Annotated in this window: 22 protein-coding genes and 1 pseudogene; 12 read left to right on the top strand and 11 right to left on the bottom strand. The window is 72.4% G+C overall.

Going from position 1 to position 25,379, the window contains the following annotated elements:
• Nucleotides 1-26: 26 nt before the first annotated feature.
• Nucleotides 27-617, bottom strand: coding sequence for an LLM class flavin-dependent oxidoreductase (locus ACFMQL_RS33715; RefSeq protein ID WP_378788813.1), 591 nt, complete (start codon nt 615-617; stop codon nt 27-29).
• Here ACFMQL_RS33715 and ACFMQL_RS33710 point away from each other — a divergent pair.
• Nucleotides 616-867 carry a hypothetical protein gene (locus ACFMQL_RS33710; RefSeq protein WP_378788811.1) on the top strand — a complete coding sequence of 84 codons (252 nt, stop codon included), beginning with the start codon at nt 616-618 and terminating at the stop codon, nt 865-867. The genes ACFMQL_RS33715 and ACFMQL_RS33710 overlap by 2 nt on opposite strands.
• A gap of 179 nt (nt 868-1,046) precedes the next feature.
• Here the strand turns inward: ACFMQL_RS33710 and ACFMQL_RS33705 are convergent, their stop codons facing one another.
• Complete coding sequence (locus ACFMQL_RS33705; RefSeq protein ID WP_364051596.1) at nt 1,047-1,991, bottom strand: LacI family DNA-binding transcriptional regulator; 945 nt, start codon at nt 1,989-1,991, stop codon at nt 1,047-1,049.
• Between the two features lie 166 nt (nt 1,992-2,157).
• Here ACFMQL_RS33705 and ACFMQL_RS33700 point away from each other — a divergent pair, with 166 nt between their 5' ends.
• From ACFMQL_RS33700 to ACFMQL_RS33670, 7 genes are all read left to right on the top strand, one after another.
• Nucleotides 2,158-2,949, top strand: coding sequence for an ABC transporter permease (locus tag ACFMQL_RS33700; protein WP_364051599.1), 792 nt, complete (start codon nt 2,158-2,160; stop codon nt 2,947-2,949).
• On the top strand, nt 2,946-3,737 hold the full coding sequence (locus ACFMQL_RS33695) for an ABC transporter permease (RefSeq protein ID WP_378788809.1): 792 nt from the start codon (nt 2,946-2,948) through the stop codon (nt 3,735-3,737). The genes ACFMQL_RS33700 and ACFMQL_RS33695 overlap by 4 nt, the downstream gene beginning before the upstream one ends.
• Nucleotides 3,734-4,711: an ABC transporter ATP-binding protein gene (locus ACFMQL_RS33690; RefSeq protein ID WP_364051605.1), complete on the top strand. Its 978-nt coding sequence runs from the start codon at nt 3,734-3,736 to the stop codon at nt 4,709-4,711. The genes ACFMQL_RS33695 and ACFMQL_RS33690 overlap by 4 nt, the downstream gene beginning before the upstream one ends.
• Nucleotides 4,712-4,725: 14 nt before the next feature.
• On the top strand, nt 4,726-5,778 hold the full coding sequence (locus ACFMQL_RS33685) for an ABC transporter substrate-binding protein (protein WP_364051608.1): 1,053 nt from the start codon (nt 4,726-4,728) through the stop codon (nt 5,776-5,778).
• The gene (locus tag ACFMQL_RS33680) at nt 5,775-6,848 is read left to right on the top strand and encodes an adenosine deaminase (RefSeq protein WP_378788806.1); all 1,074 of its coding nucleotides are present in this window, start codon (nt 5,775-5,777) and stop codon (nt 6,846-6,848) included. The genes ACFMQL_RS33685 and ACFMQL_RS33680 overlap by 4 nt, the downstream gene beginning before the upstream one ends.
• 149 nt (nt 6,849-6,997) lie before the next feature.
• Nucleotides 6,998-7,963 carry an NlpC/P60 family protein gene (locus ACFMQL_RS33675; protein ID WP_378788804.1) on the top strand — a complete coding sequence of 322 codons (966 nt, stop codon included), beginning with the start codon at nt 6,998-7,000 and terminating at the stop codon, nt 7,961-7,963.
• 196 nt (nt 7,964-8,159) lie between these two features.
• Nucleotides 8,160-8,987, top strand: a complete 828-nt coding sequence (locus ACFMQL_RS33670) for an N-acetylmuramoyl-L-alanine amidase (protein WP_364051617.1) — start codon at nt 8,160-8,162, stop codon at nt 8,985-8,987.
• A 38-nt stretch (nt 8,988-9,025) separates the two neighbouring features.
• Here the strand turns inward: ACFMQL_RS33670 and ACFMQL_RS33665 are convergent, their stop codons facing one another.
• From ACFMQL_RS33665 to ACFMQL_RS33645, 5 genes and pseudogenes are all read right to left on the bottom strand, one after another.
• Nucleotides 9,026-11,107, bottom strand: a complete 2,082-nt coding sequence (locus ACFMQL_RS33665; RefSeq protein WP_378788802.1) for a hypothetical protein — start codon at nt 11,105-11,107, stop codon at nt 9,026-9,028.
• A gap of 150 nt (nt 11,108-11,257) precedes the next feature.
• Nucleotides 11,258-11,620 (bottom strand): cytochrome P450, encoded by a 363-nt coding sequence (locus ACFMQL_RS33660; protein WP_378790234.1) that lies wholly within the window; start codon nt 11,618-11,620, stop codon nt 11,258-11,260.
• A 369-nt stretch (nt 11,621-11,989) separates the two neighbouring features.
• Nucleotides 11,990-14,254, bottom strand: a complete 2,265-nt coding sequence (locus ACFMQL_RS33655; RefSeq protein ID WP_364051626.1) for an LLM class flavin-dependent oxidoreductase — start codon at nt 14,252-14,254, stop codon at nt 11,990-11,992.
• Nucleotides 14,255-14,256: 2 nt separating this feature from the next.
• Nucleotides 14,257-15,153, bottom strand: a pseudogene (locus ACFMQL_RS33650) (LLM class flavin-dependent oxidoreductase); the annotation flags it as partial.
• Nucleotides 15,154-15,278: 125 nt separating this feature from the next.
• A complete protein-coding gene (locus tag ACFMQL_RS33645) occupies nt 15,279-15,770 on the bottom strand; it encodes a MarR family transcriptional regulator (RefSeq protein ID WP_364051632.1) in 492 nt (163 codons plus the stop codon).
• Between the two features lie 552 nt (nt 15,771-16,322).
• Here ACFMQL_RS33645 and ACFMQL_RS33640 point away from each other — a divergent pair.
• The 4 genes from ACFMQL_RS33640 to ACFMQL_RS33625 all read left to right on the top strand — a co-directional run bounded on the left by ACFMQL_RS33640 (nt 16,323) and on the right by ACFMQL_RS33625 (nt 21,523).
• Complete coding sequence (locus tag ACFMQL_RS33640; RefSeq protein ID WP_378788799.1) at nt 16,323-16,901, top strand: hypothetical protein; 579 nt, start codon at nt 16,323-16,325, stop codon at nt 16,899-16,901.
• Nucleotides 16,902-16,919: 18 nt separating this feature from the next.
• Nucleotides 16,920-17,444 (top strand): CGNR zinc finger domain-containing protein, encoded by a 525-nt coding sequence (locus tag ACFMQL_RS33635; protein WP_364051638.1) that lies wholly within the window; start codon nt 16,920-16,922, stop codon nt 17,442-17,444.
• 442 nt (nt 17,445-17,886) lie between these two features.
• Entirely contained in the window at nt 17,887-18,876 is a 990-nt protein-coding gene (locus ACFMQL_RS33630) for an endonuclease/exonuclease/phosphatase family protein (RefSeq protein ID WP_378790233.1), read from the top strand.
• Nucleotides 18,877-19,303: 427 nt separating this feature from the next.
• Nucleotides 19,304-21,523, top strand: coding sequence for an MMPL family transporter (locus ACFMQL_RS33625; RefSeq protein ID WP_378788797.1), 2,220 nt, complete (start codon nt 19,304-19,306; stop codon nt 21,521-21,523).
• Between the two features lie 1,067 nt (nt 21,524-22,590).
• On the opposite strand, the gene ACFMQL_RS33620 is transcribed toward ACFMQL_RS33625, so the two are convergent.
• The 4 genes from ACFMQL_RS33620 to ACFMQL_RS33605 form a co-directional block, all read right to left on the bottom strand.
• The gene (locus ACFMQL_RS33620; RefSeq protein ID WP_364051644.1) at nt 22,591-22,803 is read right to left on the bottom strand and encodes a hypothetical protein; all 213 of its coding nucleotides are present in this window, start codon (nt 22,801-22,803) and stop codon (nt 22,591-22,593) included.
• 3 nt (nt 22,804-22,806) lie between these two features.
• Nucleotides 22,807-23,541: an alpha/beta fold hydrolase gene (locus tag ACFMQL_RS33615; protein ID WP_378788795.1), complete on the bottom strand. Its 735-nt coding sequence runs from the start codon at nt 23,539-23,541 to the stop codon at nt 22,807-22,809.
• Nucleotides 23,538-24,155, bottom strand: coding sequence for a LysE family translocator (locus ACFMQL_RS33610; protein ID WP_364051650.1), 618 nt, complete (start codon nt 24,153-24,155; stop codon nt 23,538-23,540). Before ACFMQL_RS33610 ends, ACFMQL_RS33615 begins: the two co-directional genes overlap by 4 nt.
• 81 nt (nt 24,156-24,236) lie before the next feature.
• Complete coding sequence (locus ACFMQL_RS33605) at nt 24,237-25,208, bottom strand: YafY family protein (protein ID WP_364051653.1); 972 nt, start codon at nt 25,206-25,208, stop codon at nt 24,237-24,239.
• Nucleotides 25,209-25,379: the final 171 nt, after the last annotated feature.

The raw sequence follows: 25,379 nt of genomic DNA, 5'->3' as shown, positions 1-25,379 counted from the left end.
GAGCGTGAAGACGCTGGTGCCGTAGGTCAGCGCCAGCTCGGCCAGCTGCTCGGCGGGCGGTTCTTCGGCCAGGTTGAGCAGCCGCCTGATGCCGGCGGCTGGCGACCGGCGCGTTCTGCGGCCTCGTCGATGACGGCGTTGCCGCGTTCCAGGGCCTCGAGCTCCTCCAGGCGGGGCAGCGAGGGCAGCCAGCCGTCGGCGGCGCGGCCGATGAGCTCCAGCATGCGCGGCCGGTAGCCGCCCACCCAGATGGCGACGTCGTGGGCGGGACGCGGCCCGCGCGCCATGCCGTCGATCGAGTGATGCTCACCGTGGAAGATCACCTCGCCGGGCGGGTCCCACGCGGCCCGGGTGATCGCGATGGCCTCCTCCAGGGCGGCGACCGCCTGGCCGGGGGTGCGGCGCGGCCCGCCCATGCTCGCGATCGCGTCCCAGAACCCGCCCGCGCCGAGCGCCAGCTCGAAGCGCCCGCCGCTGAGCAGGTCGAGGCTGGCCGCGCTCTGCGCGAGCATGGCGGGCGCCACCACGGTGTCCGGGTGCTCGCTCGACGGGATGAGGTTGGCGCCGAACAGCAGCTCGTGCCCGTAGTCAGTCATGGGGTTGGAGAGATGCAGCATGACGGGGCTGGTCGACCGGGCCGAAAAGCGCGGCATGGTGGCCAGGGTGCGCGACCAGCGCGACCGCCGCGCGGCCCGCATCGAGCTGACCGAGCAGGGCAGAGAGATCGCGTACGCGGCCCACCGCAAGGTCACCGAGCACGTCGAGCGGCTCATCGGCGACATCGACCCCGGCGACCGTGAGCGCCTGGAGCGCCTGGTGACGGGCATCATCACCGCCCCTCGCCCCGTCCCTGCCGCCCGCGCATGACCCCGGCCGTCACGGACGGCGGCGCGGGCGACCTGATCGCGGCGGCCGGCCAGGAGACCCACACGGCCCTGCTGGACCTCGCCGGGATGAGGTCAGGTCAGCGGTAGCCGCTGCGGGCAGCGCCGCCCGCAGCGGCCCCGGCGATCAAGCGCAGGCCGGCAACGTCTGCGGCATCCGCATCAGCTGAGCGGGACGTCGAGGCGCTGGCGGGTGGGCTCGGGGGCCTCCTTGCGCTCACCGAGGAGCGTCATGAGCTGATCCATGGCGACCTGCCCCAGTTTCTCGCCGTCCACGTCGATCGAGGGCACGTCGTGCAGGCCGAGGCTGTCGACGACCATGCGCTCGGAGCTGACCACGACGTCGTCGACGCCGCGCCGCATGAGGGCGAACATCAGGCCGAGCCCGATGGAGGTGGCGTAGGGGACGACGGCGGTGGCGCGGGCGGCCACCACGTCGTCGGCCGCCGCCACCCCCGAGGCGAACGTCGAGGGGTAGGGACCGAGCATGGTCAGCGTCACCCCGCCCTCCTCGGCGGCGGCGCGGATGGCGGCCTGACGCTGGCGGTCCTGCCAGGATCCCGCGGGTCCGCCGACGTAGACGATGCGCTCGTGCCCCTTGTCGGCGAACCAGCCGACGAGCGCGCCGAACGCGGTGGCGGTGTCGGCGACCGTCGAGGGCATGCCGTCGATCTCGCGGTCGATGAGCACGGTGGGCTTGTACGCCGCCGCCGCGCGGATGATCTCGTCGGACCCCCGTGGCGCGGTGAGCAGGAAGCCGTCCACCTGGTGGGCGAGCTGCTCGACGGCGGCGAGCTGGGAGGTGTGCTCCAGCGAGTGCACCGCGACGGTGAGCTGCATGCCCGACTCCGCGGCGCGCGCCTGGGCGCCGCCGATGATCGGGGTGAAGAAGGTGTTGTCGAGCGTGGGCACCACGATGGCGACCACGCCGGTCCTGCCTCGCGCGAGCTGGGTGGCCGCCCGGTTGGGCACGAATCCCAGCTGTTCGGCCGCCGCGCGCACGCGGGCGACGGTCTCCGGGGCGGCCAGGTCGGGCCGGCCCAGAGCGCGGGAGGCCGTCGCCTTCGATACCCCCGCCAGTACGGCGACGTCCGCCAGTGTCGGCAATGATCCTCCTTGACCAGTTAACACGGATTTAACGCAGTGGTTTGTGCGCGAGGCGGCTCGTCCTCTATGGTCAGGCTCATGCAACCGGTTCCGTAACCGGTTCCAGTGACAGCGTACGCCACCGAGAAAGGACGCCGACATCTCTCGCACATCGGCCCTTCTACTGGTGCCAGGGCTCGTCCTTCTCCTCGCGGGTTTCCTCGTCCCCTCGGTCGCGATGCTCTTCGCGCCGCCGGACGTCTCGACCAGTGAGATCTTCGCGCGCCTGGGCGAGATGCTCAAGGACCCCTACGACCTCGAGGTCATCGGGCGCACGGTAGGGCTGGCCCTGGTGGTCACGGTCATCTGCGTCTTCCTCGGGTTCCCCATCGCGTACTGGCTGGCGCGCTCGCGCTCCCGCTGGAGCGGCGTGCTGCTGGCGGTGGCGATCTTCCCGCTGATGCTGAGCAACGTGGTGCGGACGTTCGGCTGGCTGGTGATCCTCGGCTCCAAGGGCGCGCTCGGGCAGCTCCTCGTCTCGCTGGGCCTGGTGGAGACGGCGCCGCAGCTGCTCTACACCAAGGTGGCGATCGTCCTCGGGCTCACCCAGCTGTTCCTGCCGCTGGCGATCATCTCGTGCTACTCGGCCGTCGCCCAGGTCGATCCCGGTCTCGACGACGCCTCGCGCGGGCTGGGCGCGGGCCGCATCCGCACGCTGTGGAACATCGTCATCCCGCTGACCATGCCGGGCATCGTGGTGGCCGCCACGCTGGTCTTCGCCGGGTCCGTCACCGCCTACACCACGCCGTACCTGCTCGGCGGGTCCAGCCAGCGGATGCTGTCCACGCAGCTGTTCACGTACGCGAGCACCACCGTCGACTGGGCGTCGGCCTCGGCGACGGCGCTCATCATGACGGTGCTGGTCTTCCTGGTCTCGGGGCTGTCGTCGCTGATGGGACGCAAGGGGGCCACCTCGTGAAGCGGCCCATCACGGCGGCGCTGGCGGTCGTCGGCTACGTCATCATGATCGTGCCGATCATCTTCGTGGTGTCCACCGCGTTCACCTCGGGCAGCGTGCTGCGCTTCCCGCCGGACGGGTTCTCGCTGCGCTGGTTCGGCGCGGCGCTGGGCTACGAGCCGTTCATGGAGGCCGCGCTGTCCAGCCTCCAGCTCGCCGTGCTCGCCACGCTGCTCGCGCTGCTGGTCGGCGTGCCCGTCACGCTCGCCATCCACCGGGGCAGGCTGCCCGGCAAGGGGCTCGTCGAGGGGTTGTTCCTGTCGCCGCTCATCGTGCCCGAGCTGGTCGTCGGGCTCGCGCTCTACCAGCAGCTCATGGTCGGGCTGGGCCTGGACAACTTCAGCACCCTGCTCGCCGGGCACACCGCGCTGATGCTGCCGTACGCGGTGCGCGTCACCGGCGCGTCGCTGGCGCTGGCCGACCCCGCGCTGGAGGAGGCCGCCCGAGGGCTCGGGGCCTCGCCGCTGCGCGCGTTCTTCGGCGTCACGCTGCCCATGCTGCGCCCGGGGATCTTCTCGGCCGGGCTGCTCAGCCTGGTCACGTCCTTCAACAACGTGCCGCTGTCGCTGCTGCTGCAGGGGCGCGACTTCCGCACGCTGCCGGTGACGATGCTCGACTACGTCCAGCAGTCCTACGACCCGATGGTGGCCGCCGCCTCCACCCTCATCCTGGCCGCCACCGTCGTCATCGCGATGGTCGCCGAGCGCACCGTCGGGTTCGCCAAGATCTTCGGAGGGATCGACCCATGACCGCCGCCGCCGAGCTGATCGCCGTCACCAAGACGTTCGGCGCCTTCACCGCCGTGGACGCGATCGACCTGGCCGTGCCGGCCGGGAGGCTCACGACGCTGCTCGGCCCCAGCGGCTGCGGCAAGACCACCACCCTGCGGATGATCGCCGGCTACGCCGAGCCGACCTCCGGGACGATCCGCATCGGCGGCGTGGACAGCACCCGCACCCCGCCGGAGAAGCGGAACCTCGGCATGGTCTTCCAGTCGTACGCGCTGTTCCCGCACATGACGGTGGCCGACAACGTCGGGTACGGGCTCAAGCTGCGCAAGGTGCCGGCCGCCGAGCGGCGGGCCCGCGTCATGGAGGTCCTGGAGCTGGTCGGGCTGGCGCACCTGGCGGACCGCAAGCCGAAGAAGCTCTCCGGCGGCCAGCAGCAGCGGGTGGCCCTCGCCCGCGCGATCGCGATCAGGCCGAAGCTGCTGCTGCTCGACGAGCCGCTGTCGAACCTCGACGCCCGCCTGCGGGTGCAGATGCGGGCCGAGATCAGGCGCATCCAGGCCGAGACCGGGCTGACCGTCATCCTCGTCACCCACGACCAGGACGAGGCGCTGGAGATGTCCGACCACATGGTCATCATGAACGAGGGCAGAATCGTCCAGCAGGGCTCGCCCCAGGAGATCTTCCCCCGGCCCGCCGACCGCTTCGTCGCCGAGTTCCTCGGCTACGAGAACTTCCTCACCGCCGCCGACGGCACCCTGATGACCATCAGGCCCGAGCACCTGCGCATCGCCGAGAAGGGCCAGGGCCTGGACGCCACGGTGGCCGACGTCGCCTTCCGCGGCGTCGATCTGCTGGTCTCGCTCGACGTGGTGGACCCGTCGGGCGCGACCGTCAGGCTGCTCGCCGACGTACGCGGCGGCGACGCCCCGGCTCCCGGATCGAGCGTCTCGGTGATCACGCCGGACGACCGGCTGGTCCCACTTCCCCGCTGAAAGAAGGAACACCCATGCCCACGCGCCGTGCCGTACTGGCCGTTGCCCTGTCGCTGCTCGCCGCGGCCGGATGCTCAGGATCGAGCTCCGGCGGCGAGCAGGCCGAGCAGAACACCATCGTGGTCAGCACCTTCCCCTTCGGGGTGAAGGAGTTCGAGCAGGCGGTCGTCGACCCGTTCACGAAGAAGACCGGGATCAAGGTGGAGCTGGACACCGGCTCCAACGCCGACCGGCTGTCGAAGCTCAAGCTCACCAAGGGCAGGCCGGAGGCGGACGTGGTGCTGATCTCCGACTACTTCGCCGCGCTCGGGCAGAAGGACGGCCTGTTCGAGAAGGTGGACGTGCCCGCCATGAAGGAGCTGGCACCGTTCGCGACCGAGGGCGCCTACGAGGGGCCCGCCTACACCCACCAGCTCAACGGGATCATCTACAACACCGAGAAGCTGTCGAAGGATCAGGCGGCCGACTGGAAGCTGTTCGGCGACGCGGCGTACGCCAAGAAGGTGGCGCTGCCCGACATCTCGGTGACCGCGGGGCAGCTCATGATCTCCGGGGTGGGCGAGGCGTACGGCAAGGGCCCGTACGACATCGACACCTCGCTGCGCACGCTGTCCGGCTGGGCGCCGAACGTGCTGCAGTTCTACAGCTCCACCACCGAGGTCACCAACCTGCTGTCACAGGGCGAGATCGTCGCCGCCGACGCGCTCAGCGGGTTCGCCACCCAGCTCGTCACCTCGGGCGAGCCGATCGCCTGGACCGCCCCCGCCAAGGGCCGCTACATGGCCACCAACCGGGCCATGATCCCCAAGGGCGCGCGCAACCAGGAGGGCGCGAAGAAGTTCATCGACTACCTGCTGTCGGCGGAGGCGCAGAGCGCCACAGCGAAGATCGTCGGTGACCTGCCGGTGAACCCGAAGGCCGACATCCCGCCCGAGATCGCCAAGGTGACCGGCGAGGCGGCCAAGGACCCGGTCGCCGCCGGCTACAAGACGCTCGATCCGGCCCAGCTCGTGGACACCCGCGACGAGTGGGTCAAGCGCTTCACCCGCGAGGTGGCCGGCAAGTGAACCTCGCAGCGCTGCCCAAGGTCGATCTGCACTGCCACCTGATCGGCACCGTGCGCGCCTCCACCTTCGCCGAGCTGGCGCGCAGGGAGAAGCTCGATCTGCCGGACCCGCCGGAGCGCATCTACGCCCAGGTCAACTCGCTGCCGCCGGACCCGAAGCTCTACCTGGACACCCGCATCCCGGTGCCGCAGGGCAGGAGCGCCGACGAGCCCGAGGTGTCGTACTCGCTGTTTCAGGTGTCGTCGTGGGTGCTGCAGACGCTGCGCGACGCCGACGATCTCACCAGGATCACCTACGAGGCGTTCGAAGCCGCCCACCGCACCAGCAACACCCTGCACCTGGAGCTGTCGTTCGACGCGCTCACCGAGCACCAGCGCAAGCTCGGCTACGCGACCGTCGTCGAGGCGTACGCCGAGGGCATCAGGATGGCCGAGCGCGACTTCGGCATGACCGGCCGGCTGATCGCGGCGGTGGACCGGAGCAGGAGCGGCGAGGAGGCGCTGGAGTGGGTGCGCACGGTGGTGGAGCACCCGCACGAGTACGTCGCCGGGATCGGCCTGGACAACCTGGAGACGGCGGGGCCGCCCGAGCGGTTCGCGGCGGCGTTCCGGCTGGCCGGCGAGGCGGGGCTGCGCCGTACCGCGCACTCCTCCGAGCACGCGCCCGTCGCCGTCAACACGGTCACCTGCCTGGACGTGCTCGGCTGCGACCGGATCGACCACGGCTACTTCGTCCTGGAGGACGACGAGGTGGTGGCCAGGGTCAGGGACGAGCAGGTGCCGTTCACGGTCATCTCGACCACGTCGCGGCGGTCGTGGCGGCCGTGGCGGCGGGCCTCGATCGCGGCGATGATCGAGGCCGGGCTGAACGTCATCCCCGCATCCGACGACCCGGGCATGTTCCCGACGTCGCTGGCCGAGGAGTACCGCATCCTGTCCGAAGACCTCGGCGTGCCGGACGAGCGGCTGCGGGCGATGGCGCTGGCCGGGGTGGAGGCCTGCTGGCTGCCCGAGCCCGAGAAGGCCGCGCTGCGCCGCCGCTTCGAAGCCGAGCTCGCCGCCGCCGGGTAAGGCCCCGGACGCGCCGCCCGCCCGGGCGGAACCCGGGCGGGCGGCGCGGCTCACGCACCGGAACCGCCCGCATCTGGCCCCGCGCCGATCGGTGAACCGGCCGGCACGGCCGCTGCGTACCTCGTCGTGATGACCGAGGAGGCGCGGACGTGAAGGTACGGGCGGCGATGGTGTCGGCGGCGCTGTGCGCGGGAGCCCTGGCGTCACCCGCACCCGCCATGGCCGACCCGTCGCCGGCCCAGGTCAGGGCGCGGCTGGTCAAGCTCAACGAGAAGGCGGACCAGCTCGTCGAGCGCTACAACCGGGCGACCGAGGCCTACCGGAAGGCCCGCGAGCGCTACCGGGCGCTCGACGCCGAGGCGGCGCGGGACGACGCGCGGGCCGAGGAGCTGCGCGCACAGCTCGCCGAGCTGGCCGCGCGCGACTACCGGCTCGGCTCGCCGCTCGGCTGGCAGCGCTTCGTCGGCAGGGGCGATCCCGAGTCCGTGCTCGGCGGCATGGCCGCTCTGGAGGCGCTCGCCCGCGACCGCGCCGCCCGGCTGCGGGCGTTCGAGGCGGCCACCGCGCGGCTGCGGGACAAGCGCGACCGGGCCAAGGACGTGCTGGCCGAGGCCGAGAAGGCGCGCGAGGCGGTACGCCGCGAGCAGGCCGAGGTGGACAAGCTCGTCGACCAGCAGACCGCGCTGCTGCGGCGGCTCGGGGCGTTCAAGACGGGCGATCCCCGCAGCACGGGCCGCCCGTACACCGGTCCCGCGTCGGGCAACGCGCGGCGGGCGCTGGAGTTCGCGTTCGCGCAGATCGGCAAGCCCTACCGGTACGGCGGCACCGGGCTGGGCTCGTGGGACTGCTCGGGTCTGGTGCAGGCGGCCTGGCGGGCGGCGGGGGTGAAGCTGCCGCGCACCACGTACACGCAGTGGGCCTGGGGCGCCGCCCGGCGCGTCCCGCTGTCGGCGGCGCAGCCCGGCGACCTGCTGTTCAGCAGAGGGCTCGGGCACATGGGCATGTACGTCGGCGACGGGAAGATGATCCACGCCCCGCAGACCGGCGACGTCGTCAAGGTCGTCACGCTCGACGCGTACTGGCGTAGCCGCCTCGTCGGCGCCGTACGCCCCTGACCTCGCTCGCTGTGATTTCCGCGAATCTTCCGGTCGCGCTCGGGTACGGCATGCTAATGATCTGTAGGCGCCCGCCACGACGGCGAGGCCCGCGGACGCCCGTCCCCCGCGGCGTCCGCGCACCGCGATGACGCGGTCTTCTCCCCCATCCACCGAAGGGTGTGAGCATCATCGAGACGCACGACGGAGGTCCTCGATGCCTTTCCTGACCCGGCTCGCCGACGTCGCCCGGCGCACCGGCTACCCGGTGACCGAGGTGTCCGGATGGCGTGAGCGCGGTCACGGCCCGCAGCCGGAGGTGCAAGGCATCGTCTGCCACCACACCGCGGGGCCCGCAGGCGGCGGCGACTATCCCTCGCTCGCCGTCGTACGCGACGGCCGTCCCGGGCTCGACGGGCCGCTGTCGCACTTCGGGCTCGGCCGCTCCGGTCACATCTACGTGATCGCGGCCGGCCGGTGCTGGCACAACGCGCCGTCCACGTCGGACTTCCACACCAACTCCCGCTCGCTGGGCATCGAGGCCGAGAACGACGGCTCGCAGCCGTGGCCGGCCGAGCAGCTGGACGCGTACCGGAAGCTGTGCGCGGAGCTGTGCCGCGAGTTCGGGCTGCCCGCCTCGCGCGTCAAGGCGCACCGTGAGGTCAACACCTCCAAGCCCGATCCTCATTCGATCGACATGGACGACTTCAGGGCGGCCGTCGCCGCCCTCGTCGACGGTCAGCCCGCCCCGGGAGGCGGCGGGGCGGGGCCGTCCTGGACGGAGGACATCGTGAAGCAACTGCCGCTGATCCGGCGCGGCGACGACAACTTCGACGTCAAGACCGTCAGGGGGTGCCTGTTCGCGCGCGGGCGCGTCCCCCGGGCCGCGTACGCCGAGGTCGCCGACGGGCTGGAGGGCTGGCTGAACTCCACCGTCTATGACGATCAGCTCGTGGAGCTCGTCCGCGAGTTCCAGCGGTCCGAGGGCCTCGACGCCGACGGTGAGGTGGGGCCGCAGACCTGGCCGCCGCTGCTGCGTCTCTGACCGGCACCGTCTCGCCCGCGCCGTCCCGCGGCCGGTGCTCAGCGGCCGAGCAGGGTCGCCACCATGACGCGGCTGCCCTCGCGGCCCTGGTGGGCCTGCCAGGCGAGCACCGGCCGTCCCTCGCCGTCCAGCGTCATCGCCACGTGGCCGCCCGTGCCCGTCAGCCTGGTCACGGCGACCGTGGCGCAGCGCACGCCGGCGCATGAGGCCAGCGCGAGCCGGTCGCGCTCCACGTCCCGGTAGGCGAGCAGGGCCCGGCCCGCCTGGTCCAGCACCAGCACGGGCGGGCCGCTGGTGGCCTCGGCCAGCCGCACGGTGCCGCCGTCCGCGCAGTCGGGCGTGCGGCAGTCGAGCAGCGTGAGCGCGCCGTCCCCGCCCGCCTGGTACGCGATCACCGGCCGCCCGTCCTCGCGCATCGCCAGCGTGAGAGCGGACCCGGCCAGGCTCCGGAGGACGTCCCGTTCCATGGCCGCCGAGCCGGGCACGGGCGTGCGCACCGTGGCCCGCGCGCAGGCCGCGTCCTGGCAGGAGACGACGTGCACCGCGCCCGTCGTGGCGTCGAGCTGGGCGGCGACCGGCCGGCCGTCGGGAGCGACGCCGAGCGCGAACCCCTCCTCCTTGTGCAGGTACGACGGCAGCTTCAGCACCGCCGCCTGCCGGGTGACCGGCGTGGTGCAGGCCGGGTCGGCGCAGAAGCTGAACGCCACCGTCTGCTCCCCCGGCCGGGCCGCGTCCGGCTCGCCGGCGTGCGCCAGCACCAGCCCGCCGCCGGGACGGGCGGCCGCCGCGAGCGCGAGCTCGTGCGGCACCGACGGCAACCGCCCGGTGCTGCGTTCCGGCGCGGTGCAGCTCCTCGCGTCGCACAGCAGCACCTCGACCTGGGTGGGACCGCCGATGCCGCTGCCGGCCCAGGCCGCCACGAGCAGCCGGCCGTCGGGCATGGGGGCCGTGGTCAGGCTTCCCCAGCGGTCGGAGCCTTCGGGGCCGGCGTACACCGTGACGGTGTCGGTGCAGGCGGTGTCCGTGCAGGCCACCAGCGCCGGCGGGGTGGCCGCCTTGTCCAGGAGCAGCAGCAGGCGGCCGTCGCCGGTCAGGTGCGCCACGAGCGGTTCTGCGCCGCTGTCGGTCAGGGCGGTGACGGGCCGCTGGTGGAGCCGGGGCCGGTCGAGCAGGTTGGCGGTCGCGGTCATCGTGTACAGGACGGCCGGCAGCAGGACGGCCGCGAGCAGCCTGTACGGCCACGACCCCGCGCGCGGCGCGACGTCCGCACGGAAGGAGATCTCCTGGAGGACGGCGGTCTCCGGGAAGACGGCGGAGTCCTGCGGCCCGGCGTGCCGCCGGGCCAGGCGTTGCAGGTAGGCGCGGGTCACGACGCTCGCCTGGAACGGCACCACGGTCGCGGCGAGCGCGGCGGCCAGCGTGATCGCCAGCGGAGCGGGGACGGCTCCCAGGGCCCATATCGCGCCCCAGACGGCCAGGCCCGGCACGAGCACCGCCCCGGTCAGCAGCGCGATCAAATCCGGCCAGGTGCCCTCGACGGCCAGCGCGTACGCCCGGCCGATCGCTTGGAACGGCTTGTGCCGTTCCAGGATCAGCACCGGCACGGCCAGCACGACCGGCGTGACGGCCGGCGCGAGCCCGGCCACCGTGAGCCAGGTGAGCAGGCTCCAGCCGGCGGCCGCCTGCACGCCTGCCCCGGCCCCTGCCACCGCCGCCGCGCCGAGCAGCGCGATCACGGTGACCGCGAGCAGCCCGCGCCGGCGGCGCACCGCCATCCCGAGCGCCGCCGCCGGCTCGGCGTGCCGTCCCGTCTGGCGGGCGGCGGCCAGGAGCGTCGTGGCGCCCGACACCACCGCGTACGCCGCCACCGCCGCAACCCCGACGACCGCCGTCCAGCCGGTCTGCCACGGCCCGGGATCCTCGGCGAACACCAGCTCACCGTTGACCAGCGCCAGCGACCCCACCATGGGCAGGGCGGCCAGCGCGGCGAACCACGCCAGCGGCGCGAACACCACCAGGCTGGGCAGCGCCAGCCGCCCCACATCGACCCCTGCCGCCCGGGAAGCGGGCCACAACACCCCGCCCCGCCGCAACCGCGCCACACGTCGCACACTTTCCACGCCGCGACTGTCCCAGGCGATTCCGCCCGTGTCGGGCAAGTCGCCGTAATCGGTCTAGCCGGGACGGAGAAGGCGCGAACGGCGGCAGGCCGCCGTGGGGAGGGGTCCTAGAAAGGAGCCGCGCAGGCCGCGGGCCGCACGCCGGGCGCGTCAGGACCAGGCGACCGGGAGCGAGTGCACGCTGAAGATCAGCATCTCGTTGCGGAGCGGCACCTTCTCGGCGGGCACCGCGAGCCGCAGGCCGGGCAGGCCGGTGATCAGCTCGCGCAGCCCGATCCGCATCTCGACGCGGGCGAGCTGCTGGCCGAGGCACTGGTGGACGCCGTGCCCGAAGGCCAGATGGGAGGTGCGCGGGCGGCGTACGTCGAGGCGGTCGGGGTCGGGCCAGTGCTGCGGGTCGCGGTTGACCTCGGGCGTGGCGACGACGACGGTGGCGCCGGCGGGGATGTCCACGCCGCCCAGGGTCACCGGCTCGGTGGTGACGCGGCTGACGCCGAGCTGGATGATGCTCAGGTAGCGCAGCAGCGTGGCGCTGGGAAAACCGCTGGCCTGCCGCCGTCACGGCCTGCCATGATCACAGGCTTGTGAACCTGGATGCCGAGGTCCCGCCGTGATCGCCGAGCTGGCCGGGGACGACGCCGTGCCGCCGGTGCTCGACCGCGGCGCGAACGCCGATGAGCAGCGGCTGGTGACGTCCGCCGTGCCCGGCACCTCGGCCATCGCCGAGCGGTGGCGGGCCGAGCCCCGCGGTGGCGGCGTGGAGCATGGACCTCGGCTTCGGGCCCGGCCACGACGGCGGCCTGTACGAGGGGTACGGGATCGAGCCCGACCCCGTACGCCTCGCCTATTACCGCCTGCTGTGGGACCTCGCGTGAGCCCGCGTCAGACCGTGACGGACTCGGCCGCCTCGGCGGGCTCGGCGGGCTCGATCGGGAAGTTGTCGCGGAAGACGTTCTCCGGGTCGTAGCGCCGCTTGAGCTCCCGCAGCCGCCGCAGGTGAGCCTCGGGGTAGGCCTCGTGCAGGCGTTCCGGGCGCTGGTCGGTCTCGAAGTTGATGTACAGGCCGGAGAAGTGGTCGATCATGGGGTCCCACTGCTCGTCCAGACCGCGCTTGCTCTGGCCGAACGCGACCAGCTGGAAGTTGGCCGAGCGGCCCGCGTACGCCGTGGCGTCCGGCGGCACGTCGCTCGAAGCGCCGCCCATGCCCCTGATCTGGAAGAAGTAGGTCTGCCCGCTGCGCACCAGCTTCTCGGCCGCCGCCGCCAGCTCGGGCGTCAGGTGGTCGGCCAGCCCCGACCTGGCCACCGGCTCGCCCTGCCCCATCTGGGGGCCGTGCGGGCCCGCCATGATCGCGTAGTACGGCATCACCTGGATGCTGTAGTCCAGCAGCGGCGCCACGCCCGCGATGGGCTGCAGCCTGGAGACGATCGTGTCGGAGTCGGACGAGTCCACGACGGCCGAGATCTGCCCGATGACCGGCTGTCCGGGCTGGGGCCGTCCGATGAGCAGGGTGCTGGTGACGTCGCGCGGCGCGGCCTCCACGGCGGCGCCCCAGCGTTCCAGCAGGCCCGCGGTGTCGGTGGCGTCCACGATGAACTGGGCGAACCCGACGTCGCCCACCTCGTCCACCTCGAACTCGAACGACGTCACGATGCCGAAGTTGGCGCCCGCGCCGCGCACCGCCCAGAACAGGTCGGCGTTCTCGTTCTCGTCGGCCCGCACCCGCGTGCCGTCGGCCAGCACCATCTCCACCGCCCGCAGGTGGTCGATGGTCAGGCCGTGCTCGCGGACGAACCAGCCGATGCCGCCGGCCGTCGCCAGCCCGCCCACACCGACGCTGCCGTAGTCGCCGGAGCTGAGCGCCCAGCCGTGCGGGGCGAGCGCGGCGGCCACGTCGCCCCAGCGTGCGCCGGGCTCGATGCGGACGCGGCGGGTCTCCTTGTCGAGCACCTCGATGGCGTTCATGCGGGAGACGTCGATGACGATGCCGCCGCGGTTGGTCGAGCGGCCGCTGATGCCGTGACCGCCGCTGCGGATCGACAGCTTCACCGGCTGCGTGCGGGCGTACCGCACCGCCTCGCTCACCTCCTCCGGCGTGCCGGGCCGCAGGACCAGGCCGGGGGCTCCGCCGCGCATGTACGTCGAGCGCACGCGGGCGTAGCCGGGGTCGCCGGGCTCGACGGCGTCGGCGGCCAGGGAGGCGGGGATGGCGTCGTAGTCGATGTCGGGGTGGCGCTTGCTGCGGACGAACACGCTCTTGACCTGGGCCTCCCTGTTCTGCTGGGCCGCCGCGCGCAGGGCCGGGGCGGTGTCGCGCGCGAAGCGCCTGACCTCCTCCGGGTCGTCGGTGGCCAGCAGGATCGTGCCGACGCCTGCCTCCTCGATGAGCGGCAGGAGGTCGGACGCCTGGGGCGCGCCGGTGACGTGGACCATGCGGCGGATCTCGCGCGGGTCGCGTCCCGCCTCCTTGGCGGCCTCGTCGATGACGGCGTTCGCCTCTTTCAGCGTGGCCGGCAGATCGCCACGTTCCCCGTCCGGGCTGGAGGTGAGGAGCCAGGCGTCGGCCTTGCGGGCGGCCAGGCGCAGCGCCTCGGGGTCGGCGCCCCCGGCGATCCAGAGCGGGATGTCGTGCGCGGGAGCGGGGCCGCGTTCCATGCCAGGCACCCGGTAGTGCTCCCCGTCGTGGCTCAGCGGCGAGCGGTCGGAGGCCGACCAGATGCCGCGGATGATCTCGGCGGCCTCGTCGGCGCCCGGGCCCGCCGCCAGGGCCAGCTCGACGCGTCCGCCGGTGAGCAGGTCGAGGCTGGCGGCGGCGCGCCCGGTCACCGTGGGGACGGTGCCGTACGCGGCGGCGGGCAGGACGGGGCCAGAGGCGGCCGTGGCGGCGGGCTGCGCAGGCGCGACGGCGGGCCGTGTGAGGGCGGCCAGCGTGATGCGGCCGGTGCGCCCCGCCACCCAGCTCAGCAACGTCCACGGGTCCAGGCCGGACGGCCGATCGTGGTCGTCAGGAGTCGCCGGGCGGTCGTGGACGGCGATCAGGTCGTACCCCAGCTCCTCACCGAGCCGGGCGAGTTCGGCGGCGCTGTCCCGGTCGGTGCCGGTGAGCAGCAGGCCGAGGCGGAGGGAGTGGCCGTACCGAGTGCTCACTTGGCACGCTCCTTCGACACGAGCTCGCGAACGGCGGGCGCGACCTCTTCGCCGAACGTCCTGATGGTGGCGGGGTCGTCGTTGGCCATCAGGATGTAGCTGGAGAAGCCGAACTGAAGGGTGAGGGTGGCCAGCTGCTCGGCCCACTGCTCGGGCGGGCCGGACAGGAGCCGGTCACTGGGGGTGGCGCTGAAGCGGCCGCCGATGTTGAGCAGCCGCCGGATGTCCGTGGGCTTGCGCCCGGCCGCGGCGGCGGCCTCGTCGATGATGGCGTTGGACTCCTTGATCTGCTCCAGGCTCTCAATGTACGGCAGGGAGGGGAGCCATCCGTCGGCCTTGGCACCGACGAGCTTGAGCATCTTCGGCTTGTACGCCCCCAGCCAGATGCCGATGTCGTGCGCCGGGGCGGGCCCGCGCTTGACCCCGTCGACCTTGTAGTAGGTGCCGTCCACGCGGAACCGGGTCCGGTTGTCCGCGTCCCAGATGCCGCGGATGATGTCGATGGCCTCGCTCAGCGCGTCCACGGCCTTGCCGGGGCTGAGCCGGCGGCCGCCCATGGCCTCGATCGCGTCCCAGAACCCGCCGGCGCCCAGCCCGAGCTCGAACCGGCCACCGCTGAGCAGGTCAAGGCTGGCCGCGGCCTTGCCGAGCACGGCGGGCGGGCGCAGCGGCAGGTTGACGACGTTGCCCGACAGGTGGACGCGTTCGGTCACGGCGGCGACGTACGACAGCAGCGTCCACGTGTCGAGGAAAGCCGATTGGTAGGGGTGGTCCTGGAATGTGACCAGGTCGAGCCCGGCGGCCTCAGTCTCCTGCGCGAGGGCGACGACCTCCTTCGGTGAGGCGTTCAGGGGAGTGATGAAGGTGCCGAACTTGAGGTCGTGGCCGTAGTCAGCCATGGTGCCCTCCTCCAAATATGTTGTCAGTTAGACGATCTCAGCGCCAGACGAGTGGCACAACCACCGTTTGCGCGAGGACATTCCCCGCATCCGGCACTAATTTGGGGAGGGCACGAAACGCCTGGTCAGCCGCCGTCCGACAGCATCTCTTCGGCCACCTGGCACGGGTCCTTGGCCGGTTCGATGTCGCTCACGGCGCAGGCCGTCCGCTGCAACATGTCCTTGAACGCGGTGCGCTCGTCCGGCGACAGCGCGCCGAGCAGGTGGTCCTCGGCCTCGCTCACCCGGCGTTCGAGTTCCTTGTAGACGCGCTCGCCCTTGTCGGTGGCCACGATGCGGCGCTGCCGCCGGTCGTTCGGGTTGAGCCTGCGTTCCACCAGCCCTGCCTCGACCAGGTCGTCCACGAGGTAGGTCAGCACGGTGCGGTCGATGCCGAGGTAAGAGGCCAGGGCGAGCTGAGTCGGATGCCGGCCGCTCACGACGGCGGCGAGCGTCTGATAGCCACGCTGGCCATGGGGCAGGTCGCCGATCACCGTGACGACCGTGCTCTGGTAAGCGCGCAGCAGGACGCCGAGCGTCCAGCCGAAGGTGTGGTTCGCCACGGGTTCGTCACTCATACCCAGATACTACCGATCGCCGACTTTCGGCGGCGTAGATGTTCTGCCAAGCAACACGTTGCCGGTGGGGAGTGTCCGCGCCGCGAGCGGAACGACGAGCCCCGAACGGGAGGAGCGGCCCACGAACGGAAGGAACGCGCCGCGAACGGGAGGAGCGAGCGCCACAACCCGCACGCCCGTACTTTGCACGACCCCCACGCCCGCGCTTCGCACAACCGCAACGCCTTCGCTTCGCAAAACCCTGAAGCGTGACATCTCCGCTGTTCACCCCCGTTAACGTGACATCCCATGACATACGGCCCCCTCCAGCAGCAGCCCTACCCGCCCCGGCCGCCCTATCCCCCGCCAGGCTCTGCCATGCCGCCGGGCCACGCCGCACCGCCAGGCGCCACCGCACCGTGGGGCCCTGCCGCGCCACCGGGGACAGCCACACCGCCGAGCCCCGCGGCACCGCCGGGCCACGCCGCGCCACCGAGAACCGCCACACCACCGGGTCCCGCAGCGCCAGGGGGTCCTGCGGCACCGCCGGTCCCGGCCGCGGCACCGGCTCCCGTGGTCATCGACGTGGGCGGCGACGCCAAGGTCAAGTCGGTGATCGGCGGCTCGGTCGCGGGCGCGATCGGGCTCCTCGCCGTCTTCTCGGCGCTGACGGGGCAGACCACGGGCGGCTCGGGTACGGCGGTCGCCGTCGGGATCGTGGGGGCGATCTTCCTGCTCATCGGCCTGCTGCCGGTCTTCACCTGGAAGAAGCTCGCCCGGCCGCGCCGGCTCGTCTTCGACGCGGCCGGTGTGCGCTGGGACGATCCGCAGGGGCGGCCGTGGGCGGCGGCGTGGCAGGAGCTGGCGGGCGTCGGCATCTCCCGTACGCAGCAGCGCCGCGTCAAACTGGCCGATTACCTGTTCCGCAAGACGATGGTCCGGCTCGACCTGTTCCCGGCCGACCCCGGCTTCCGGCAGCGGCATCCGGAGATGGAGCACCTGTGGGAGTTCCACACCGTCAAGAACGGCTACCGGCTGCCGCTCGGCTCGAACCCCAAGTACATCCCGATCATCGAGCAGGCGATGCGCCAGTACCGGCCGGCCGCGTACTGGGGCATCAAGGACGAGGGCTTCATGGTCGGCCTGGTCTGAGCGTGCTGTAATGGCATTGTGCATCTGAACCCTTACGGCGAGGACGCTGTGAAGCTGGCCGCGTCCCTCGCCAACCAGCGGCCCTCGACCCCCGCCGAGCTCGCTGACCGCTGCCGTGCGTTCGGGCTCGCGCTGGAGTCGCCGGTCACGGCGCAGGACGTAGAGCGGGTGCACGCCGTACTCGACGCATGGGAGCAGGTTGTGGACGCCCCCGACGAGCAGCGGAGAGCCGAGCTGGTCAACCGCATGCTGGCCGCATCCGCCGCCCACCCGCGCCTGACCGACCACGCGGGCAGCGGCTGGCACCTGCACTACCGCGACGACGACCAACCGCCCGGCGCCGTACTGGCCGCTCTGATCTCTGTCGGCACGGCGCTGCACCTGGTGGGGCGGGGCATGCACCGGCTCAGGCGCTGCGCCGTCATCGAGTGCGCCACGATCTTCGCCGACACCTCGCGTACCGGACGACAGCGCTACTGCTCACAGCGCTGCGCCAACCGCGACGCAGTCCGCCGCCACCGCGCGGCCCGCGCGGCAAGCTGACCCTCATCACACGTCGAGGATGATCCTTCAGCCTGGGCGCTACACACTGACGCAAGTGGGACACCGCCACCGCGCGCCCCGCGCGGCAGGGCATCCGAAGCCGAGAACAACCCCGGAACCTGCGCACTCACGCCGGCGCAAACCACGAGGCCGACCGCCCAGGCCAGTCGTCAGCCGCATAGCGTCACACGCTCCCAAGGCCACCGAGGCTCGCTGCCGTGCCCCCGCGAACAGCGCTGCCGTGCCTCCCAGCGCTGCCGTGCCTCCCGGCGCTGTCGCGCCTCCCGCCAACAGCGCTGCCGTGCCTCCCGCGCGAACAGCAAGGGGACAGCCTCGGGTACTCGCGCCGGCGCAGGCGAGGCCCCGGCACCGCACGGCCCGCGCGGCGGGCTGTTCCTCATCAGACGTTAAGGATGGTCTTCTAGCCTGAGCGCTCGTGCTGATGCAGGAGGACGTGGAGGCGGCGGTGCCCAAGGCGCGGCCCCGGCGGGTGTGGCGCAGGCGGCTGACGGTCGGCCTGGCGGTGCTGTTCGCGGCCGGTACGGCGGTGCGGCTCGGCGGGCTGGAGACCGGCGTCTTCCTGGTGCCGATGGCCGCGTTCACGCCGTACTTCGCGGTGATGGCGCTGGTCGTGCTGGGCGTCGCGGTCGTGCTCAGGAGCCGGGCCGCAACGGCGATCATGGTGGTGGTCTGCGCCTGCCTCGCCTGGTGCGTGGTGCCGCGCGCGTTCGGCGACGGCGCCGCCCCGGCGGGCGGGCGCGCGTTGCGGGTGCTGACCGCCAACCTCAACGGCGGGCGGGGCGACGCGGCCGTCCTCGTGGATCTCGTACGCCGACTTCAGGTGGACGTCCTCAGCATCCAGGAGCTCACCTGGTCGGCCATGGTCCGGCTCAACGCGGTCGGCCTCAATCACCTGCTGCCGTACCACATCAGCGTGCCCGACGTACGCGGTCCCGAGGGCAGCGGCATCTACTCCCGCCACCCGCTGCGCGAACGCAAGGGGCTGTTCCAGCCGGTGGGGCACCACATGCCGGTCGCTGAGGTCTCGCTCCCCGGCGGCTCGCCTGTCGAAGTGGTCGTGGTGCACCCGGTGGCGCCCGTACCACGTACGGTCCCCGAATGGCACGCCGGGGTGGCCTCCCTGCCGCCCGCCCCCACGTCCGGACCTCCCCGGATCCTGGCAGGCGACTTCAACGCGACCCTCGACCACGCCGTCTTCCGCGACCTCCTCGCCACCGGCTACACCGACGCCGCCGACTCCACCGGCAACGGCCTCATCCCGACCTGGCCACACGGCCGATCGCTGCCGCCGCTGGTCGCCATCGACCACGTACTGACCGACTCGCGCGCCGGAGCGGTGGCCACGCAGATCTTCGACATCCCCGGCTCCGACCACCGCGCCCTCTTCGCCGACCTCCGCGTACGCGCCTGACCCCGCACCCGACCACACCGCCACCCGGCACCGCTCCATGTCCGCGTCCCGGCCCTCACCCGTGGCCTTGCCCACGCCCGCGTCCATAGCCGGGCGCGTACCCGTGCACCCCCACTCCCCCGCACGCACCCGACACCCCGCACCTGCGTCCGTGGGCGTTCGCGGAGAGGCGAAATCAGCACGCCCTCACATAGGGCAAAAGCCGCACATTCCCTTCCTTCACCACAAATTCCTTCGCCCTACTAATAGTGCAATGTCGGCTTTTATTGCCGCCTGACGTAAATAAAAGACCGCCTCGTCAATTTGTTTGAGCAGGATCGGGAATCTAGGGTCTACGTGTCGGCCGGCGCCTTTGTACCAAGCCGGGGGTGGGCGGGAATTGCCGGTTCTTTTTCGCAGAATGCGCGCGCGGGCGATTGCCGCCTGCGTGGTGCTCGGGTGGGTCGTCCTCACGCTGGCGGCCGTTCTCACGAGCGGCCCGCTGGAGGACGTCCGCGTCACCAGCGGCACGTCCATGCTCGCCAGGGGCGTCGAGTCGGCGCGCGTGCTCGACCTGGTGGCCGAGCAGTCCGGGCGTACGGTGCCCACGCTGGTCGTCTACGAGCGCCCGGGCCCGCTGCGGCCCGACGATCTCGTTGCCGTGCGGCGCGACCTACGAGAGTTCGCCCGCGTGCCCAACGTGGTGGGCACCTCGGCGGCGCCGCTGCCCAGCGTCGACAGGCGTGCGCTGCAGGTGACGGTGCTGCTGTCGGGCAAGCCAGGCGTGATGATCTCCCCGCTGGTCGAGGAGGTGCGCCGCATCGCGGCCGAGGCCAACCCGCCGGGGCTGGTCAGCCATGTCGCGGGCGCGGCCGGGGTTGCGGCCGACTACTCCGACGCGTTCCTGCAAGTGGACGGCACGCTGCTGGCGCTGAGCGTGACCGTGGTGCTGCTGGTCCTGCTGGCCGTCTATCGCAGTCCGGTGCTGTGGCTGATCCCCATGCTGTCCGTGCTGGTCGCCTATCTGTGCTCGGCGGCGGCGATCTACGCGCTGGGCCGGTCGGGGCTGATCACTCTGCGGGCGGCCACGCCTGAGGTGTTCACGGTGCTGGTGTTCGGGGTGGCCACTGACTACGCGCTGCTGCTGGTCGCCCGCTTCCGCGAGCGGCTGCGCGTCACGGTCGGCGAGACGGCGGCGCTGAAGGAGGCGATGGCGAGCGGCGTCCGTACGGTCGTCGCCTCGGCGCTGACGGTGGCGGGCGGTATCGGCTGCTTGGTGGCGGCCGACACCAACGCCCTGCGCTCGATCGGCGCGGCCGCCGCCATCGGGGTGCTCATCACGATGGCGGTGATGGTCACTCTGCTGCCCGCCCTCATGCTGCTCGGCGGCCGTCGCGCCTTCTGGCCGTCCACTCCCCGCCCAGGCTTCGACTCGTCAGACGTAGCCGATATCGGCGCGCCGGTAGGTATCGCGCGAGGTTTCGGGCTCACGCGTTTCCGCAGGCAGGGCGCGGACGTGGATCCTTACCGGGCTTGGCCGGGCACAGGCATGGAAGCTGACCAGGCCCGGCCGGGCGCAGGCACCGAGCCCGACCAGGGGCGGCCTGGTGCAGGTGCGGGGCCTGGGCGGATCTGGGCGCGGGTGGCGGAGTTCGTGGGGCGGCGGGCTCCTGTGGTGTGGGTGGGATCGCTGGTCCTGCTTGCGGTGATGTGTCTGGGGTTGACCACGCTGGACGCCTCCGGCATCCCACCGTCGGCGATGTTCACCACCCGTACGGGCTCGGTGGATGGCTACGAGGCGCTGCGGCGGCACTATCCGGCCAGCGCGCCCGTCGTGGTGCTGGCCAAGCAAGGTTCGACCGCCGCCGTGGCGCGGGCCGTACGCGGGGCCGAGGGAGTGGTGTCCGTACGCAGGGGGCCCGCCGCGCCCTGGCGGGTCTACGACGTGGTGCTGGCCGCCGAGCCGAACACGCCGCACGCCGAGCGTCTGGTGGAGGACCTGCGGGCGGCCGTACGCCTGGCGGCCGGCGACGCGGCGCTGGTCGGCGGGGTCACCGGCGAGCTGCTCGACGCCAAGAACGCCGCGCTCTCCGACGCCCGCCTCGTCGTGCCGCTGATCCTGCTGGTCGTCGGATTGATCCTGGTCGTCCTGCTGCGCTCGCTGGTGGCGCCGCTGCTGCTGATGGGCACGGTGGTGCTGTCGTTCGCGGCCACGCTGGGGGTGTGCTCGGCACTGTTCACGCAGGTGCTGGACTATCCCGTGATGGACGTGTCATTCGCCCTGTACGCGTTCGTGTTCCTGGTCGCGTTCGGCGTCGACTACAACATCTTCCTGATGGCCCGGGTGCGGGAGGAGACCGTGCGCCTCGGCACCCGCCAGGCGACCCTGCACGCGCTGCGCGCGACCGGCGGGGTGATCACGGCGGCCGGGGTGGTGCTGGCGGCGGCCTTCTCCGTGCTGACCGTGCTGCCGCTGGTGCCGGTGGTCCAGCTCGGGCTGCTGGTGGCGGTCGGGGTCGTGATCGACACCGTGATCGTCCGCTCGTTCCTGGTGCCGGCGCTGACCTGTCACCTGGGCCCGCGCATCTGGTGGCCGGCCCGCGAACGCCACCGCCCGGCTGCGCCCCGCCCGGCCCGTGAGCCCGCTTACGCCGTCTCCGCGAGGTGATCCAGCCTGGTCTACTCTCGTTCTCACCTGCGCCTTCAGCTGCGGCCGCCCGGTGGCCCGCTGGGTTCACGCGCTGTCTCATAAGCCCCTCATACGGGCATGCCCGCCTAATGACGCGTCAGCGTCTCGCGGGCATACCCGACCGTTGACCCGCCGGCGTCTCACGGGCGCATTTGTCCGGTGACCCGCCATGCGCTGTCTACTGAGTCCCTCACGGGCGGGCGCACCTGCCCGGTGACCCGTCAGTGACCCCGTGCCTTCTCATGAGTCCCTCGCGGGCATGCCTGCCTGGTGATCTGCCACGGGTTCACACCTGCCCCCGCGGCAAAGGTCCTCCCGCCCGGTGCCTGCCACTACCGTCTGCGCCCGGCGGCGCCACGATCCCCTCGGCTCGTCTTCGCGGGGTGACCCTCGCGGGCTCTCTACGGGCCAGGGAGCCGACCTGAGCGCGCGTGGACGGTGTTCCGGGGAGCGACGCGCGGGGCGCGGCCGATGTGCGCAAGGACATCCCTTCGCTCCATCGCCGGGCACTGGTCCCATGCCGCGCGCTGTCGTTCCGGCGCCGGGCACTCCTCCAATGCAGCGCGCTGTCGTTCCGGCGCCGCGCACTGTTCCAATGCAGCGCATTCTCGTTCCAGCGCCGTGAACGCCGCTGCCCTCGACACCGCGCCTGGCACCGGCACGTGCGGCCGGACCCGACATGGCGGTCATTGAGGCGTTCCCGATCAGCCGCGGCCGGAGCGGGTGCGATGGGCGTCGGAACAGGTGCGATGGGCGTCGGAGCGGGTGCGATGGGCGCGGACTCGGCGCGGCGGCGGGTTACCCCAAGACGGCTGGTCTTTTCAGGCGCTCTCGCGGGATCCCGCGTTTGTCTGACTACTGCAGAGCATCGAAGCCGGGCGCCTTTACATTGTAGATTTCTCGGCGGGAACGCCTGACGAACAGCCTGCTTGCGCCCTGGGCTCCCACCCACGAGCAGCCGAGACTGCGCTCGACAGTTCGCGGATCGCCCTGGTCGCGGACCGGTGCCGAGCGATTCGGCTCGACGCCACCGAGGAGGTGGCGCGCTAGCGGCGGCCGTACTTCTTATGCACCGCCTGCTTGCTCACCCCGATCGCGTCGGCGATCTGCGACCAGGCCAGCCCCGCCACCCTGGCGCGCCGCACCTGGACCGCCTCCAGCCGCTCGATCTCGCGCCGCAGCGCGCTCGTGGCGTGCAGCGCCAGCAGCGGATCGTCGTCCTGTGCCTGCCTCATGAGGTCCGCCAGGTCGTTCGTCATGCACTAAAGGTAATCCAGCAGCAGTGCGTTGATCTCATCGGGACGTTCGAGCGCCGGCAGGTGCCCGGCCCACTCCAGCTCAAGCAGCCGCGCCTGGGGAAGCTCGGCGGCGAGATGGCGGGCGCTCTCGCGGAAGTACGGCAGATCGTGCCCGCCCGACACCACCAGCGCGGGCACGTCGATCTCGGCCGGGGTGATCTCGTTCTCGACCTGCTCGGGCTCGGGGTCGGCGGCGAGCTGCACCTCGAACGCGTGCCGCTGCATCGCCACCAGCCTGTCCCGCGCCGCCTGGCCCGCGTCGGGACCGAGGAGCGTGCGGGCGTTCAGCTCGGCCGCGCCCTGCACGTCACGCTGCTTCAGCAGGCGTCCTTCCTCGTCCCAGTACGCCCGCAGGTCGGGTGTCGGCTCCAGCGTGCCCAGCGGGTTGAGCAGGACCAGCCGCCCCGCCAGCCCGGCGGCCGCCAGTTCCAGGGCGACCCGGCCGCCGCCCGACGACCCGACCAGCGCCGCCCTGCTGACGCCGAGCGCGGCCAGCACCTTGGCGACGTCGCCCGCGTCGCTGTACGGCTCCCCGGCCTCGTACGGGCTGCGGCCGTAGCCGCGGAAGTCCACTTTGATCACCCGGAAGCGGTCCGCCAGCGCCTCCCACTGGGCGTCCCACATGCCGGAGTCGGCCGCGGTCGCGTGCAGCAGCACCACCGGCTCGCCCGCGCCGCGCTCGTCGTGCCAGATCGTCATCGTGACTCCACCGCCATCCGCACGCCGAGGCCGATCAGCACCACGCCGGAGATCTGTTCGAGCCGCCGCTTGACGGCCGGGCGGCCCAGCCAGTCCTTCGCCAGGGCGACGGCCCAGATGAGCAGCGCGTACCAGAGCACGTCCACCAGCACCCACACGACGGCCAGCGTGGCGAGGGTGAGCGGCACGTCCTGCCCGGCCGGGACGAACTGCGGCAGGAACGACATCGCGAACACGGCCGCCTTCGGGTTCGCCAGGCACGTGCCGAGGCCCGCCAGGTAGGCCCCGCGATGGCTCGTCACCGCCTCCCCTTCGGCGGCGGTGACGGGGGCCGGCTTCCTCGCCTGCCACAGCGCCTGCGCGCCCATGACCACCAGCACGACCGCGCCCGTCACGCGCATCACGTCGTAGGCCAGCTGCGAGGCCACGACCAGGGCGGACAGCCCGAACGCCGCCGCCAGGCCCCACAGCAGGATCCCGGTCTCGTTGCCCAGCGTGGCGGCCAGGCCGGAGCCGCGGCCGGCGCGCAGGGTCTGGCGCATGATGATGGCCGTGCTCACCCCAGGCGCCATGGCCACCAGGACGCACGCGCCCACGAAAGCGAGAAGGTACATGCCGGGGATGCTGGCAGATGGCGGGCGCGGGTGTCGCCTGATTTTCCGCCCGGCCCGGCGGCCACGCCGCGCAGGCGGCGGTCAGCAGTACAGCTTGGCCAGGCCGGCGGCCGCCTCGGCCATCATCGCGCGCAGCTCCGGCGGCTCGAGAACCTCGACGTCGGTGCCCATGCGCAGCAGCAGCCAGCGGGCGTGCGTGAGCGACTCGATGGGCAGGGTGAGCGTGACCCAGCCTTCGGGGTCGGGCTCGCCGGCGGCGGCCAGCGCGGCGGCGACCACGTCCGCGCCCATCGTGTACGCCAGCAGGTCGCCCCGCCCGGGAGCGAGCCTGATGACCGCTTCGGCGGTGTACATCCGCTCGCGGAACTCCTTGGCGTACTTGGCCCAGAACGTCGCCAGCTCGAAGTCCTCCGGCCGGGTGAAGCGTCCGGGCAGCGTCTCCAGGGTGAGGATGCGCGCGACCCGGTAGGTACGCGGCGAGCCGCCGGGAGGCGCGGCCACGAGGTACCAGGAGCCGCCCTTGAGCACCAGCCCGTACGGGTGGATCACCCGGTCGACCACCTCCCGGCCCCACCGCCGGTAGGTCATGTGCAGCGGCCGCTGGTCCCACACGGCCTCGGCCACCTCGGTCAGGTGCGGCACGTCGTCGGCGGAGCGGTACCAGCTGGGCACGTCCAGCAGGAACCGCTCCCGCATGCGGGCGGCCTGGGAGCGCGGCTCGGGCGGCAGCGCGGCCAGGAGCTTCAGCTCGGCGTTGGCGGCGACCTCGGCCAGGCCCAGCTCGGCGGCGGGTCCCGGCAGTCCGGCCAAAAAGAGTGAGGACGCCTCCTCGGCGGTCAGGCCGTTCAGCCTGGTGCGGTAGCCGTCGAGCAGCCGGTAGCCGCCGGCGGGTCCGCGGTCGGCGTAGACCGGCACGCCGGCCGCCGACAGGGCCTCGATGTCGCGGTAGACGGTGCGTACGGACACCTCCAGCTCGGCCGCGATCTCGGGCGCGGTCATACGGCCCCGCGTCTGCAGGAGCAGAAGCAGAGAAAGGAGGCGGCTGGCGCGCATGCCGGCCATTCTATTTCCGGCAGGTCACGCCCGATCTGGGCAAAGCGGCGCGCCTCCCGGGGCGTCCGGGGCAAGCCGCGACCAGCCGGAACGCAAGCGCCGCACGGCAGGGCGCTCAGCCGGGGCGCGTCGGCCTGGCGGTGGACCCGGCGTCGTCCTGCAGCCGGGCGC

This window comes from Nonomuraea fastidiosa (genome assembly GCF_042751225.1).
In the GTDB taxonomy this organism is placed as follows: domain Bacteria; phylum Actinomycetota; class Actinomycetes; order Streptosporangiales; family Streptosporangiaceae; genus Nonomuraea; species Nonomuraea fastidiosa.
This window is presented reverse-complemented; position numbering and strand designations above follow the sequence as displayed.